The following is a 13,368-nucleotide window of genomic DNA, read 5'->3' on the forward strand; positions in this document are numbered from 1 at the left end:
ACAGCTTTAAACATAAAAGTGTGGGATTTAAAAAATTGATAATATTTTTAATTTTTTCAAATCATTTATTTCTTTAGGGATTTTTTTTAATTTATTTGAATCAATAATTAGCTCCTCTAAATTTTCTAAATTTTTTATCTTTTTATCTATACTTTTTATTTTATTTACTGATATATCAAGAAATTTAATATTATATAATTTAAATATGCCGTTAGGAAGAGATGATATATTACAGCTGCTTATATCTAATTCTTTTAAGTTCATAAGTTTTTCTATATCGTTATCAATTTTATCAATATAATTATTAGATATATTTAAATATTCAAGCATTTCTAAATCAAATATTTCTTTAGGTATAAGTTTTATACTATTAGCAGATATATCAAGAACTTTTAATTTTTTTAAGTCTTTTATTTGTTTTGGTATTTTTTCTATATAATTCAAAGATAAATAAAGTTTTTCTATATTTGTAAGTTTAAAAATTTCTAAAGGAACTCTTTCAATATCCAAGTTGCTTAAATTCAATTCTTTCATTGAAGTTATTTGTTTTTTATTCATACTTGCTATATGATATGCATCATTTTTTTTAGCCCATTTAATCAATTTATTAAAATCATTATCAGTCATTTCTTATATCCTTTATCATTATAACAATATATTAATATATAATGATGACAAAAAATGACATTTGTATGTATTTTTATATATATTTTTGCATATTATTATATATTTTCAGAATATAAGAAATTTGTAAAATAGTCAGGATAATCTATTTCAAAATCTAATATTTCTTTAGTGATTGGATGTAAAAACTCTATTTTTTTTGCTGCTAACATAAGACCAGAATATTTATTGAAGCTTTTAGAATATATTTTATCTCCTGCTACAGGAAAACCTTTATATGATGAGTGAACTCTTATTTGATGAGTTCTTCCTGTTTTGAGGTTAATTTCTATAAGTGTATGATTATTGAATCTTTTTAACACTTTTATATGAGTAAGAGCTTCTTTACCATCATCTCTTACAGTCATTTTTTTTCTGTATGTATGATGCCGTCCTATAGGAAGATTTATCTTTAAATAATTGTCTTTTAAAACTCCTATAACAATGGCATGATAAATCTTTTTTATGCTTCTGTTTTTAAATTGCTCTTGAATGCTTGATACTATATTGGCATTTTTACCAATAATCATAAGTCCTGAAGTATCCTTGTCAAGTCTATGTATAATGCCTGCCCTCTCTTTATTTCCAACAAAATCAAAATCTTTTATTTTGTATAGGAGTGCATTAACTAAAGTACCGCTCATTTCAGAAGGAGAACAATGCACACTCATACCGGCAGGTTTATTTATTACAAGTAAATATTTATCTTCATAAATTATATCTAAATCAATATTTTCAGGCAGTGGGTTTGATGTATCTTTTTTTTCTTTTAAAACATTATCTAAATTGATTATTATATTGTCATTTAATTTAAGCGAATATGATAATTTTTTTTCAGCATTATTAACTATTATAGAAGTTAAATAATTTTTAACTTGGCTTCTAGTGATATTTAATTTATCGCTTATAAATGTATCTAATCTTTTTCCTATATCATCTTCCGATATAATAAATAATTTTTTATTGTTTGAATTATCATCAGAGCTTTCTAAATCTATTTCATCATCTTCTATTTCTTCTGTATCAATATTATTATTATCTAAGTTCATAATTAATTATTTTCATCATTATTGGATTCTGTATTTTTCTTTTTATCAAAATCTTCTTTAAAAAAGAATACACCTATTGCTATTATACATATACCTATTGTAATAGAAGCATCTGCAATATTATAATTATATGGAAATCTTATAGTTTCATTAAATCCCATGCTTATAAAATCAGTAACATATCCTCTCATAATTCTATCAACTAAGTTTCCCATAGCTCCGCCTAGAACCATAGTAAAACCTATCATAGATAATCTTTGTTTTTTTACATTGATAGAAATCATTATAAAGAAAATTACAATCATAGCAATGAATACTATAACTTTTAATAATTCCGGTATTATATGCTGAATCGCTTCCGGTACATTATTTAGAAAGCCGAAAGATACACCGTAATTTCTTGTATATATGAATATTAATATATCTCCTATTACTCTTTTAATAATAGGCTCCTGCAAATATTTATCTATAAAATATTTAGATACTGTATCTGCTATAAAGATTAACAGAGCTATTAAAAAATATATTTTCTTTTGTTTAATTTCTTCTTTAATTTTGTTTAATTTTATCATATTTATTTTCATCTTTTAAATTAATTTTTATATATAAAAAGTTTATAATACATTTGAAGTTTTATGAAAAATAATAATAATTTATATTTGTAAAAATTACAAGCTATTTTAATATTCTAATAGTATATAATTTAATATATTTACTTTTTTTTATAATTTATGTTATAATTAAGTAAATTGTAGTTTATAGGAATGAAAAGTTACATGGACTTAAAAGATAAAGTAAAAAAGATAATAGATGCTAAAGTTCTTGTCATAGGCGATTTAATGCTTGATAGGTTTACTTATGGGGATGTTATAAGAATATCTCCTGAAGCTCCTGTTCCTGTACTTCATGTAAATCATGAGGAAAATTATTTAGGCGGAGCTGGAAATGTTGCAAGAAATATATCAGCTTTGCTTGGCAGCAATAATAATGACAGCATATTTATGATAGGGGTTATAGGAAAAGATAAATCTGCAGATATTATAATTGATAGTATGAATTATTCTAATATATCTGTTAAAGGGATAATAACAGATGATACAAGATCCACTATAACAAAAACAAGGATAGTTGCAGGTACTCAGCAGATAGTGAGAATAGATGAAGAGAATACTAGTCCTTTTTCTTCTGCTATTGTAAAAAATATAGAAAAAGTATTTATTGATAATGTGGATAATTATAATGTTGTTATAATAAGCGATTATGCCAAAGGTATAATTACAAAGCAGTTATCAAAAAAAATAATAGATACTTGCAATAAAAAAAATAAGCCTGTATTAGTTGATCCTGCTATAAAGCATTTTTCATTTTATAAAAAAGCTACACTTATGACTCCTAATTTAAAGGAAGCTGTAGAAGGTGCTGAAAGTAAATCTCCTTTTTATGAATTTGATGCAAAGGCTATAAATATTTTAGGGGAAAATATTATAAAAAAATTAAGTTTATCAAAATTAATGATAACTCTAGGTGCTAATGGAATGGCTTTATTTGATAATGAAATAAAAAACAATGATAAAAATTCCCCTTATATAATACCTACAAAAGCAAAAAGTGTATTTGATGTTTCAGGTGCGGGAGACACTGTTATATCTGTACTTGCTATGTGTTTGTCTGTGGGATTATCTTTTAGAGATTCATCTGAGATTGCTAATGCCGCTGCTGGTGTTGTTGTAGGTAAGAGAGGAACTTCTACTTTAACTTTGAAAGAATTAATTGAAGTATTATAAAATAGGTAAGTGTTTTATATATGTCTAAAATTGTAGAAACTTTTATTATGAAGAGAAAAATATTTGTATTATTATTTATATTGATGTTTTTAATATCATGTCTGCCAAAGCCTTTAATAGTTCCTGCTAAGGTGGTTACAGAGCTTTCTCTTGGTAATGATATAGGAATTTACAGCAATGAATTTGTAGATTTGGATAGCCCTAAAATATATAAAGTTGATAATGAATATTATTTCGGAGAATTTTATAGGGTAAAGAATGATACTGTTTATGCATTAGATTTATATAATTCCAGAATGGTAATAGCTTCGGGAAGTAATGTAAGATATTTTCCGTTAGAATATAAAAATCTTGAAACTTCAAAAATATCTCTTATAGATTCAAACTCTAATATATATATAACAGGATATAATTTAAGATATGTAGGCGATGTTGTAGTAAGCAATGTGATGATGTCTTTGCCTTCTGAAAGTCCTTCTACTGAAGGAGATGATGCTCCTCAAATAGAGACATATACGGTTAAAGTAACAAATACTAATTATACTAAAGTGGGATTAGTATCTTTAAATAAAATATCTCCTGAAGGAAATACGCTTTATAGTATAGATACAATTATAGATAATGAATACGAATCTTTAGTAAAATTATTAACATTGACTAATCATAAATTTGCTATACTTAAAAGAGATAAAGATAGAATACCTTTGCTTGATATATATGATATGAACAGCGGAAAAATGGAAAACAGATATTCTCTTAAAGAAGTTGAGTATATGGATGCCGGTAAAATGTCATACAGAGAAATAGTTGATTGTGTTTATGTTGCTGAAAGGGAGGTGCTGGCAATACTTACAATGAATATAGTTGATGGTAAGCATCAGGAAGATATTATATATACTTCAAAACTTGATAATTTTGAGTTGAAAGAATCTTATAAAATACCATGCCGGGATAATTCTTTGGCTGTAGGTATATCTAGTACGGGAAGAGTTACATATACGGGTATGGATAATGGAATGTATTTTTTTATAAGAACTAATCCGTTTTTATCACAAAATTATATTAAAGAGTATTTAGGCACAGATGGATTTAATAAATTAAGAGGAATACATATGTTTGATGATTCTGTTTACGGATTCATGGTAGAAAACGGAGTTATTAAATTTCATAATTATTAAACAGTTTTAGAAATACTAGTTTTCATTCTGCATCAATTTTTTAATTAAATTCTCAACTGTTTAAAACCTTATTTTTGAAAGATTATTATATTAGTATTATAAATATGCAGTTTGTTAGACACCGTTATAAAAGAAGTTTGGTGTGTACTAACAATCAATAAATAAAAAATTTAGTTTTGAAATAAGTATAAGCTCTATTTTATTATTATTTATTATTTTCTTTTAAATATTCAAAAATAGTTTCTATATCTTTTTTATTAAGATTGATTTTTGAAAATAAATCTTCTCTATTTTTAAAAGTTTTTATAATACTTCTTTTTCTTCTGTATTCATCAATATTTTTATGATTTCCGGAAAGGAGTATTTCAGGAACTTTCATATTATCTATTTCAGGAGGTCTTGTATATTGTTCATATTCTAAAAGTCCGCTGCTGTTTTCTTCAAATGTGTCGCTTATCACAGATTCTTTATTATTCATAACATCTTTATATCTTGAAATAGCATCTAATAATAAAAGGGCAGGTATCTCTCCTCCGCTTAATACATAATCACCTATACTCAAAGCCTCATCTGCATATTTTTCTTCAACTCTGTAATCTATTCCTTCATAATGTCCTAGTATCATTGTTATATGTTCTTTATCTGATAATTCTTTTATTTTTCTCTGAGTAAGAGTTTTTCCTGATGGTGAGAAAATAATCGTATATCCTTTTTTATGACTATCAAAATATTTTTTAAATATATTATAAGTCATAATCATTCCGGGACCTCCTCCGTAAGGATAGTCATCGCATTTTTTATAATTGCCTTCTCCGTATACTCTCATGTCTTCAATATTTAAATCTATTTTTTTTTCATTTAATGCCATTGATATAACACCAAAAGAAATTGTGCTTTCATAAAATTTTGGAAAAAGTGTAAGAATATCTATTATCATTTTAGCATTATACTTTATAAAAACTATATATCAAGTGATTTTAAGTTTAAAAATCTAATTACATTCCCCGCCCTTTAGACTTTTAATGTTTTCTGTTAATCAAATTTTATTTTTCTTTTTTATTTTATTAAGTTATTTCAGCAGCCCACCCAAGATTTTTTTAAATTTGCTGTTTATTTCTCGCACGCTAAATGAATTTAGATATAATAATATCTTTGAAATAAAAAAGTGCATCATATTACATGATTTATCTAACCGTGCGTATAGAGGAATATTTTTAGAGAATAAAATGGAGCGGGCGAACGGAATCGAACCGTCATCTTTAGATTGGAAGTCTAAGGTAATAACCATTATACGACGCCCGCGATTGAAAAGAACTCACTTTTTAAGTGTTAAAATTATAGCATAATAAAATAAAAAAATCAATAGCTATATTACTTTTTTTATTTTATTAAATATTAAGAAGTTTTATTCCGTATTTATTAGAAAGCTCTTCATATTTTTTTTCACATTCTTTATTATCGCCTATGGCACTGCTGCAATTCATCATTATATTAATAGTTTCGGTTATACTTTTATCATTATTGTATATTTCACAAAACTGCTTTACACTCTCATAAACACAATAATCTTTAGCCTCTCCGCATATATATATCTTATCAGCATTGGCTATATCATAAACCCAAGAAGTATCATAATTTTTTGTATACTCTGTAGGTACTTCCGGTCTTATTACTCCATACATCTCACTGAAAGAGTCCTGACCTTTTAATATTTTATTTATATAAACTTTTCTTGAAGCTTCAAAGAATAAAAGCATATTTGCAAGCTGTTTATCTATAAGCCATCCGTCTGTAGCATATATACAGTGATAAGGCCATATCATTAAATTTTGTGCATTCTTTTCTTTTAATGCCTTCACATAATTGATTTGTATATCTTCATCATAGGTTGGTATTATTTCATCATTCTCTATTTTTTCTAAAGTTATTTCTGTAAAAGGAGCAACAGGTTTATCATTATAATCATTCCACATAATAGAATGAAATATAGAATCATATCTGTGAGTATCTAAAGTAACATAAATACTTGAAATACTTTCCATATTATTGTATATAAATCTTATTATATTTTTAATATCATTAACAGCACCATTTACAGGCAAAGCACCTTTATCCATATCTATAAAGTCTCTTTGAGGATCCACTATGAGCAGATTAATACTTTCATCTTTAAATTCTTTAATAACTTCATTACTATATTCTTCTGCTATTTTATAAATGTCCTGCTGATTAATAGGATTTACTTCTTTTCCAATAAAATCTTCATTTATTATTTTCTCGTATGGTATTTTTACTGACATAAAAAATCCTCATTTATTGCTTTTAAAATATTATATAAAAATTTTATTTAAAGTAAATTATTTTTGTATAATTTTTGTATAAATTATATAAAAAAAGAGCCCCAAATAATTGGGACTCTCAATAAAAATAAAATATATTTAATAATCTGCTTTTTCTTGAAGGAAGTTGCCGTTTCTATCTATATAAAGTCTCATATTATTTGCCATTCTAACCTCATAAGTACCTATCTCTTTCACTTCTACATCTAATATCTGAACATTTGGATATTTTGCTGCGGCTGTATCCAAAACTATTTGAGGCACTTTGAAAGGAGTATAAAAGTTTTGAATATATAATGGTGCATTTTGAGTATTTTCTGAAGGTGCATTATTATTTAAATTAGCATTTTCATCAGGATTGTAAGCATTATTTGAGTCCTGCATTCCATTTGCTTTTCTAGTCAATTCTTCTGCTGCTTTTATTAATGCTTCAGCAGCTAGCTGATAAGGATTATCTGACATATTATTATTGTTTGTCTGATTATAATTTTGTGCAGTATTATCATATCCGCTGTAATATTCATTTGGAATATTATAAGCATTATAATAGTCATTTTGTGCAGTATTATCATAATTATTATAATTTTCATAATATCCATTTTGATTTGCATTAGGACTATAATAAGGGCTATTAGGATTTTGAGATTCTGTTTCTAACATTTTCATTAATTCTTCATACGGATTGGTGTAATTTACAGTATCATTATATCCTTGATTATTATAATTATTATAACCGCCATTATAATAAGGCTCATTATTATAATTTTGAGAAGCCCAATTCATAGCATTCATAGTATCCTGATATGGATTTCCCTGCATAGCATTATAGTTGTTATATTGTTCATAAAATCCGGGATTATAATAAACACTATTAGGATTATTTGCCTCCTGAGATAAAGTTCTCATAAACTCCTGATAATAATTATTATAGTAATTGTTTGCTGGAACATTATTGTTTTGATATGTATTATAATTATTTTGATAATTATAATTGTTCTGGTAATTATAGGAATCATAATATTGAGCAAACAACATACCTGAAGATATTATCAAGGCAGGTATTGCTTTAAAAAGTATTTTACTCATAAACATATCCTTTGTAAATATATTGTAAATTTATCATTTACTGTATTTACATTATAATACATTTATAGTTTAATGTCAATTTTTTTTACAAGAAAATTTAAATAAATTTACATTTTTAAATTTAATTAGACTTGATTAATTGACCGGATGTTACTGAATTATCTTCATTAACTATATTAAGTTCTAATGTATTATTATTAAATGTAAATGTATATTTTTTTAAGCCGATAAAATTTTGTTCTGCACTATAACTATTATCTGCAATTTTCATAATATTTTCTTTTGATAATTCAATCTTTTCTGACGGAGAGCCTCCATAGTAAGTTATTAATCCTGTTAAAGAGCCGTCATTATTAATTGTAAATGTAGCTCTTGCCTGTTCTATATTACCGTTTTGGTGTTTTCTATTTATTTCTGCCGAATATTTTCCGGCATATTTTGAGTCTATACCATCTCCTATTTTTGTAATATTATTTGAGCATGATACAAATAATATACAAAATATAATTATAAAAATAGCAGATATTGTGTTTAAAAAAGTTTTCATTTCTTATCCTATATTTTTTATTTAATATTTATAAATATAACAAAAAAAATTATAATATCAAAAAAAATATTATATTATATAATGCTAGAAATGTAGAATATAAAGGAGTATAAAATGAAAGCATTAATTATAACAGACAATTTCTTTGAAGATTCAGAATTGTTTTATCCATATTTCAGACTTATAGAGGAGGGTATTGATGTTGATATAGCTGCTCTAAACAAGGGTGAGATTAAAGGAGAATATTTTTTCAAAACAGAAGCGAAATTAAATTTCTCAGAGGTTGATCCTTCAAATTATAAAGCCTTAATAATACCGGGCGGAAGAGCACCTGAAGCGATAAGAGGAAGTGATGATGTAAAAAGAATTATAAAATATTTCGTTGATAATAATCTTACTATAGGAGCAATATGCCATGGACAGCAGACTTTGATATCAGCTAAAGTTTTGGAAGGTAAAGATGCCACTTACTATATAGGCATAAGAGATGACTTAATGAATGCTAAAGCTAATTATAAAGATGAAAAAGTAGTGGTATGCGGAAATATTATAACTTCAAGATGCCCTGATGATTTGTCTTATTTTGCTAAAGAGATAATAAAGAAACTCAAATAATATTTAGATATTATAAAAAACCTCATGCTTAAAAAACATGAGGTTTTTATAAAATAATTATTTTACTCTAGCCCCTTTTCCTCTTATTTTCATTTTTGTAGAAAAACCTGTTTTTACTATTTCATATCTAGGCATAATAATAAAATCATAATTTGTATCTTTTAAAGCCTCAGCTATTAACTGCTCTTTTAAAGTTTCATCTTTTGAATTATAAGGAAGCTCGGCAGTTAAAACTTCTCCAACTTCAATATCATCTCCTGTAAGCTGCAAACTTTGAGGAATACTTTCAACTGTTGCTATAGTAGAACAGCCTATCATGGCAAACATTGATATTATAATAACGCCGATTATTTTTTTCATTTTTTCTATTCTCCATTTTTATTTAAATAAGTTATTTTTTTTGATTAGGATTTAATTGTTTTCCTCTATTACCTTGATTTTTATCATAAGTAATATTAGTTCCTTTACTGCCTTTATTGGCATTGCTCATATCTGCTTCATTATTATTTTTTTTATTACTCATATTTTACTCCTTGAAATTTTAATAATGTACATTTAAGAATATGATTAAGTATACTAAAGAATATAAAAAATGCATTTGAAGTATATAGTTTTTTAAATACCTCAATAAAATATATAAAAAAACCTCATGCTAAAAAAACATGAGGTTTTATTATATGATTAATCTTTAATTAAAAGAAAGTTATTTTAATTAAAAGCCTTAGGTCCGAATCTGAATCCTAATTGCAAGCCTATATCATAGCTAAGTAATGGTGCTTCACTATGAGCTCCTGTTGTACTACTATCAATAGTTGTATTTATAGAACTAATAGCATCAACTCCTGTGTATAAACCTATATTCATTGATATTTTTTCTGTGAAGAATATTGAATAATCAAAAGTTAATTTACCATAAAAACCTACAGGACTCATAAACTTTGTACTAGCATCTTTAAATAAAGTTTTTACTGTTTCATCTTTCCAATTTTGTGTTATAGCCATAGGTATTATGACACCAAGTCCTATTCCTATAGAAAATGCTTTTATATTAAACTTTGGAAGTATGCCTATTTTTAGATTATGAGTGTAGAATGAAGCACTTCCTAATTTTTGAGTGCCTTCTGGAGCTTCAATTTGTTCAATTCCATTTGGATTTTCTACTTTTGCTGTGTCAAAATTAGCATTAAAGCTCCTAATTCGCCTAAAAGACTTATACCAAAATTATCTGTTACCTGCCACATATAACCTATTTGAGCAGAGGCTCCAATATCAAAACCTACTTTATTGCCTGAATAATAGTAAGTTCCATTTTTTGCTTCTTGAGTTGTATACATGTGATATTGAGGAAGTAAATTTATATTAAGTCCGAAAGGAACATTAAATATAAACTCAAATCCGCTTGCAGCAAATGCTCCTGTACTTAATACCATTATCATAGCAGAAGCTAAAATTATTTTTTTAAAGTGTTTCATAATAAACCCCTTATATTTTTTATTTATAACAAATGAAGTTTTTTATTCTTCAGTTAGTTATCATTTTTATACATTTTTTATGTCTTTTATCTCTTTTGATAAGTCAGCAGTTTTTAATTCTTCATCTAAAAGTATTGTATTTTCTTTATATTGATTAGTTAAGCGAGCATTATTAATTATCAAATATTCTTTGTAGTATGACACTCTATACATATACTCAAGAGCATTTATAAAAGACGCTTCTATATATTTTTTATCATAGTCTCCATATTCTTTTAGTCTGATATCATACATAACTGCTTTATATATGGTTTTATAATTAGCATCAAAAAATATTTTTCTCTCCCTATTCTCTTCTTCTTTGAATTTTATCTCTTCATATTCAATTTCTTTTACTTTATCTTCAAGGCTTTTTTCATCTTCTTCATTGTAAATATTTTCCTGATTATAAAAAAATAAAGCATTATTAATGAATATATCTTCATATTTTTTTACATCTTTCAAATCAATATTTTTTAATTCATTTAAAAAGTTATAATCTTTTCTATTTTCTTCTGATAAACGGTATAAAGATATTAAAGATGAATGCAAAGAATCAAGTATATATTTGTAGTTTTTACTGTATAAGGATTAGAAAAGTACATGCTCTCTGCTATATAGAAAAATGTATTTATATCATCTATAATAGAAACTATATTATCTATTTTACTTATGCCTTGTTCTTTACTTTCTATATTAGAAAATACAATATCCTCTCCGCTTTCAACAATATCATAATCAATTCTAAACCTTATAAATGAGCATAAAAACTTTAGAAAATCATAATTTTTTAGAATTAAACTAATATAATGATGTCCGTAATTAAAAATGGATTTAAATTTATTTTCATTTTCAAAATAATTTTCATGATTTAAATTATGCATTCTGTACATTTTAAGAATATTATTTGAATATAGTTCAGAAAATAATTCTTTTAATTCATTTTTCATTTCATTGTACTTATCTATACATAATTTAAGAACTTCATCATACTGATATTTTATTAACTCTTCTTCTGAAAAGTCTAATCCTATAGAAAAAATATCTTTATACCCTTCAAGATATAAATATTTTATTTTTTCTGCAAAATGATAAAACATCTTATCAAAATATATGGCATCACTAGAGAAATATTCTGATAATGATAAATACTCTTTAATTTCTTGATCTAGTATTATACTAATAGAACTAATATAACTGTCTCTTAATACACTATCATGCTGAAAAACATAATATAAGCAGAATATATGCTCTATTATTTTAGATAAAGAAATCTCTTCAATATATTTAAAATTATCTATCCTTTTTGTTAATTCAGTATAATTTAAATGCTTAATACTTTCTTCTATTAATTTTATTTTATTAGAAAGAATCTTTTTTAATAAAGATTTATCAATATTTTCATTATTATCATCGCTGAAGAAAATATCTGCTATATCTTTTAAATTTAATTTAAAATTTTCAAAATAATATATCTTCTCAAGCACTGGAAGATGATGTACAGAGTAAAGTACCTTATTAGAAGTTTTTCTATCTTCTATACTATCTTTGATTATACTATCCTGAACCTTATATGAAGGAAGTATGCAGTTTTTATTATCATCATAATAGTTCTGCATTCTTTTTATAAGTTTGTCTTTCTTAATAGGAAGTTTATCAAATACATTATCTTCAATATTAGAAATATCTATTTTTCCGTCATCTGAAAGATAGTTTATTATATCAAGCTCAAAATGACTTCTTAAATAGCTGTATAAATCGGCAAATACTCCTATTTCAAAGAATAGTATTTTATCTTTATAATTAGTCATTATGCCTTTTATATCTTCCTTTACTGCCTGAAAATCATTAAATTCGTATGTGAATATACTATCATATTCTGAAATTACTGCTTTCTCTACACTGTATGGTTTATCCACTGATATTTTGGAAACTATAAAGCATTCTCTGTTTTCTGAGATTAATGTTCTTAGTGAAGGAAGTATATAATTGTATCTTGCATTTTTATCTGAATTACTATAATATCTTATATTATATTTTCTGTCGGCTGTATTAATGCTTTCTTTTCTCATATAATATTATCCTTAGTTATTCTTGCAATAGATACTTGCTTTATTATAACAGAATTATTAAAAATAATTTGCTATGTCTTCCGAAAGACGCTATTAATTTTTGTAAATTTTTTTAAAAAATATGCCTTTTATATAATTATCTATATAAAATAAATATATAGTGTGTGTCTTTTATTAATATACTTTTTCAAAAATTCATATTCTGCATGCAGAGTAGTATAAAAAATAATAGTTTACTTATAAATTTAAACTTTATTAATAAATAAAAATATTCTAAACTTGCGGTTATATGCATTATAATATTAAAGATTTGTGTGATGGCTTTATATAGAAAAATGAAGCAATAAAATAATATAAGATTAAAAGTGATAAATATAAATGGATGGTATATGCAGTTTTTTAATAATTTTTTGCTTATAACAGTTATTAAACTTGAAAATTTAAGTATATATACTATACTCTAATATTATATTTACTTATAAGTATTATTAATAAATATAAATTTAACTAATAGGCGGTTTATA

14 protein-coding genes, 1 tRNA gene and 1 pseudogene are annotated in these 13,368 nt (G+C 24.9%); 3 read left to right on the forward strand and 13 right to left on the reverse strand.

All coding sequences use genetic code 11. The annotated features are described in order from the left end of the window. Positions 1-27: 27 nt before the first annotated feature. From BHAMNSH16_RS08160 to lspA, 3 genes are all read right to left on the reverse strand, one after another. Positions 28-627 carry a leucine-rich repeat domain-containing protein gene (locus BHAMNSH16_RS08160; protein WP_069732277.1) on the reverse strand — a complete coding sequence of 200 codons (600 nt, stop codon included), beginning with the start codon at positions 625-627 and terminating at the stop codon, positions 28-30. Between the two features lie 95 nt (positions 628-722). Continuing rightward, the gene (locus tag BHAMNSH16_RS08165) at positions 723-1,712 is read right to left on the reverse strand and encodes an RluA family pseudouridine synthase (protein ID WP_008730393.1); all 990 of its coding nucleotides are present in this window, start codon (positions 1,710-1,712) and stop codon (positions 723-725) included. Positions 1,713-1,714: 2 nt separating this feature from the next. Further along, positions 1,715-2,284, reverse strand: a complete 570-nt coding sequence (lspA, locus tag BHAMNSH16_RS08170) for a signal peptidase II (RefSeq protein ID WP_008730391.1) — start codon at positions 2,282-2,284, stop codon at positions 1,715-1,717. 204 nt (positions 2,285-2,488) lie between these two features. Here lspA and rfaE1 point away from each other — a divergent pair, with 204 nt between their 5' ends. After that, positions 2,489-3,496: a D-glycero-beta-D-manno-heptose-7-phosphate kinase gene (gene rfaE1 / locus BHAMNSH16_RS08175; protein ID WP_008730390.1), complete on the forward strand. Its 1,008-nt coding sequence runs from the start codon at positions 2,489-2,491 to the stop codon at positions 3,494-3,496. Between the two features lie 47 nt (positions 3,497-3,543). Continuing rightward, complete coding sequence (locus tag BHAMNSH16_RS08180) at positions 3,544-4,674, forward strand: hypothetical protein (protein WP_039954755.1); 1,131 nt, start codon at positions 3,544-3,546, stop codon at positions 4,672-4,674. Between the two features lie 205 nt (positions 4,675-4,879). Here the strand turns inward: BHAMNSH16_RS08180 and trmD are convergent, their stop codons facing one another. From trmD to BHAMNSH16_RS08205, 5 genes are all read right to left on the reverse strand, one after another. After that, positions 4,880-5,611: a tRNA (guanosine(37)-N1)-methyltransferase TrmD gene (gene trmD / locus BHAMNSH16_RS08185; RefSeq protein ID WP_008730387.1), complete on the reverse strand. Its 732-nt coding sequence runs from the start codon at positions 5,609-5,611 to the stop codon at positions 4,880-4,882. Between the two features lie 290 nt (positions 5,612-5,901). After that, positions 5,902-5,976 (reverse strand) — tRNA-Gly (locus BHAMNSH16_RS08190). Positions 5,977-6,062: 86 nt separating this feature from the next. Further along, positions 6,063-6,974, reverse strand: a complete 912-nt coding sequence (locus BHAMNSH16_RS08195; protein WP_008730386.1) for a cysteine hydrolase family protein — start codon at positions 6,972-6,974, stop codon at positions 6,063-6,065. Positions 6,975-7,112: 138 nt separating this feature from the next. Beyond that, the gene (locus tag BHAMNSH16_RS08200) at positions 7,113-8,099 is read right to left on the reverse strand and encodes a hypothetical protein (RefSeq protein WP_008730385.1); all 987 of its coding nucleotides are present in this window, start codon (positions 8,097-8,099) and stop codon (positions 7,113-7,115) included. Positions 8,100-8,220: 121 nt separating this feature from the next. Further along, positions 8,221-8,646 carry a hypothetical protein gene (locus tag BHAMNSH16_RS08205; protein ID WP_008730383.1) on the reverse strand — a complete coding sequence of 142 codons (426 nt, stop codon included), beginning with the start codon at positions 8,644-8,646 and terminating at the stop codon, positions 8,221-8,223. Positions 8,647-8,760: 114 nt separating this feature from the next. On the opposite strand from BHAMNSH16_RS08205, the gene BHAMNSH16_RS08210 reads away from it, so the two are divergent. Beyond that, complete coding sequence (locus BHAMNSH16_RS08210) at positions 8,761-9,261, forward strand: type 1 glutamine amidotransferase domain-containing protein (protein ID WP_008730381.1); 501 nt, start codon at positions 8,761-8,763, stop codon at positions 9,259-9,261. A gap of 57 nt (positions 9,262-9,318) precedes the next feature. On the opposite strand, the gene BHAMNSH16_RS08215 is transcribed toward BHAMNSH16_RS08210, so the two are convergent. The 5 genes and pseudogenes from BHAMNSH16_RS08215 to BHAMNSH16_RS08225 form a co-directional block, all read right to left on the reverse strand. Beyond that, positions 9,319-9,621, reverse strand: a complete 303-nt coding sequence (locus BHAMNSH16_RS08215) for a hypothetical protein (RefSeq protein ID WP_008730379.1) — start codon at positions 9,619-9,621, stop codon at positions 9,319-9,321. Positions 9,622-9,652: 31 nt separating this feature from the next. Continuing rightward, positions 9,653-9,784: a hypothetical protein gene (locus BHAMNSH16_RS14720; protein ID WP_008730377.1), complete on the reverse strand. Its 132-nt coding sequence runs from the start codon at positions 9,782-9,784 to the stop codon at positions 9,653-9,655. Positions 9,785-9,969: 185 nt separating this feature from the next. Further along, positions 9,970-10,733: pseudogene (locus tag BHAMNSH16_RS14790) on the reverse strand (hypothetical protein). Between the two features lie 66 nt (positions 10,734-10,799). Beyond that, positions 10,800-11,324, reverse strand: a complete 525-nt coding sequence (locus BHAMNSH16_RS14575; RefSeq protein ID WP_241033585.1) for a hypothetical protein — start codon at positions 11,322-11,324, stop codon at positions 10,800-10,802. Then, positions 11,309-12,844 carry a hypothetical protein gene (locus BHAMNSH16_RS08225; protein WP_241033586.1) on the reverse strand — a complete coding sequence of 512 codons (1,536 nt, stop codon included), beginning with the start codon at positions 12,842-12,844 and terminating at the stop codon, positions 11,309-11,311. Before BHAMNSH16_RS08225 ends, BHAMNSH16_RS14575 begins: the two co-directional genes overlap by 16 nt. Positions 12,845-13,368 lie beyond the last annotated feature (524 nt).

The sequence above is a fragment of the Brachyspira hampsonii genome (genome assembly GCF_002214805.1).
GTDB classification, from domain to species: domain Bacteria; phylum Spirochaetota; class Brachyspiria; order Brachyspirales; family Brachyspiraceae; genus Brachyspira; species Brachyspira hampsonii.

What these genes read in the sequence shown, in the direction of transcription:
- BHAMNSH16_RS08160 (WP_069732277.1), bottom strand. Translation starts at nt 627, where the DNA reads ATGACTGATAATGATTTTAATAAATTGATTAAATGGGCTAAAAAAAAT.
- BHAMNSH16_RS08165 (WP_008730393.1), bottom strand. Translation starts at nt 1,712, where the DNA reads ATGAACTTAGATAATAATAATATTGATACAGAAGAAATAGAAGATGAT.
- lspA (WP_008730391.1), bottom strand. Translation starts at nt 2,284, where the DNA reads ATGATAAAATTAAACAAAATTAAAGAAGAAATTAAACAAAAGAAAATA.
- rfaE1 (WP_008730390.1), top strand. Translation starts at nt 2,489, where the DNA reads ATGGACTTAAAAGATAAAGTAAAAAAGATAATAGATGCTAAAGTTCTT.
- BHAMNSH16_RS08180 (WP_039954755.1), top strand. Translation starts at nt 3,544, where the DNA reads ATGAAGAGAAAAATATTTGTATTATTATTTATATTGATGTTTTTAATA.
- trmD (WP_008730387.1), bottom strand. Translation starts at nt 5,611, where the DNA reads ATGATAATAGATATTCTTACACTTTTTCCAAAATTTTATGAAAGCACA.
- BHAMNSH16_RS08195 (WP_008730386.1), bottom strand. Translation starts at nt 6,974, where the DNA reads ATGTCAGTAAAAATACCATACGAGAAAATAATAAATGAAGATTTTATT.
- BHAMNSH16_RS08200 (WP_008730385.1), bottom strand. Translation starts at nt 8,099, where the DNA reads ATGAGTAAAATACTTTTTAAAGCAATACCTGCCTTGATAATATCTTCA.
- BHAMNSH16_RS08205 (WP_008730383.1), bottom strand. Translation starts at nt 8,646, where the DNA reads ATGAAAACTTTTTTAAACACAATATCTGCTATTTTTATAATTATATTT.
- BHAMNSH16_RS08210 (WP_008730381.1), top strand. Translation starts at nt 8,761, where the DNA reads ATGAAAGCATTAATTATAACAGACAATTTCTTTGAAGATTCAGAATTG.
- BHAMNSH16_RS08215 (WP_008730379.1), bottom strand. Translation starts at nt 9,621, where the DNA reads ATGAAAAAAATAATCGGCGTTATTATAATATCAATGTTTGCCATGATA.
- BHAMNSH16_RS14720 (WP_008730377.1), bottom strand. Translation starts at nt 9,784, where the DNA reads ATGAGTAATAAAAAAAATAATAATGAAGCAGATATGAGCAATGCCAAT.
- BHAMNSH16_RS08225 (WP_241033586.1), bottom strand. Translation starts at nt 12,844, where the DNA reads ATGAGAAAAGAAAGCATTAATACAGCCGACAGAAAATATAATATAAGA.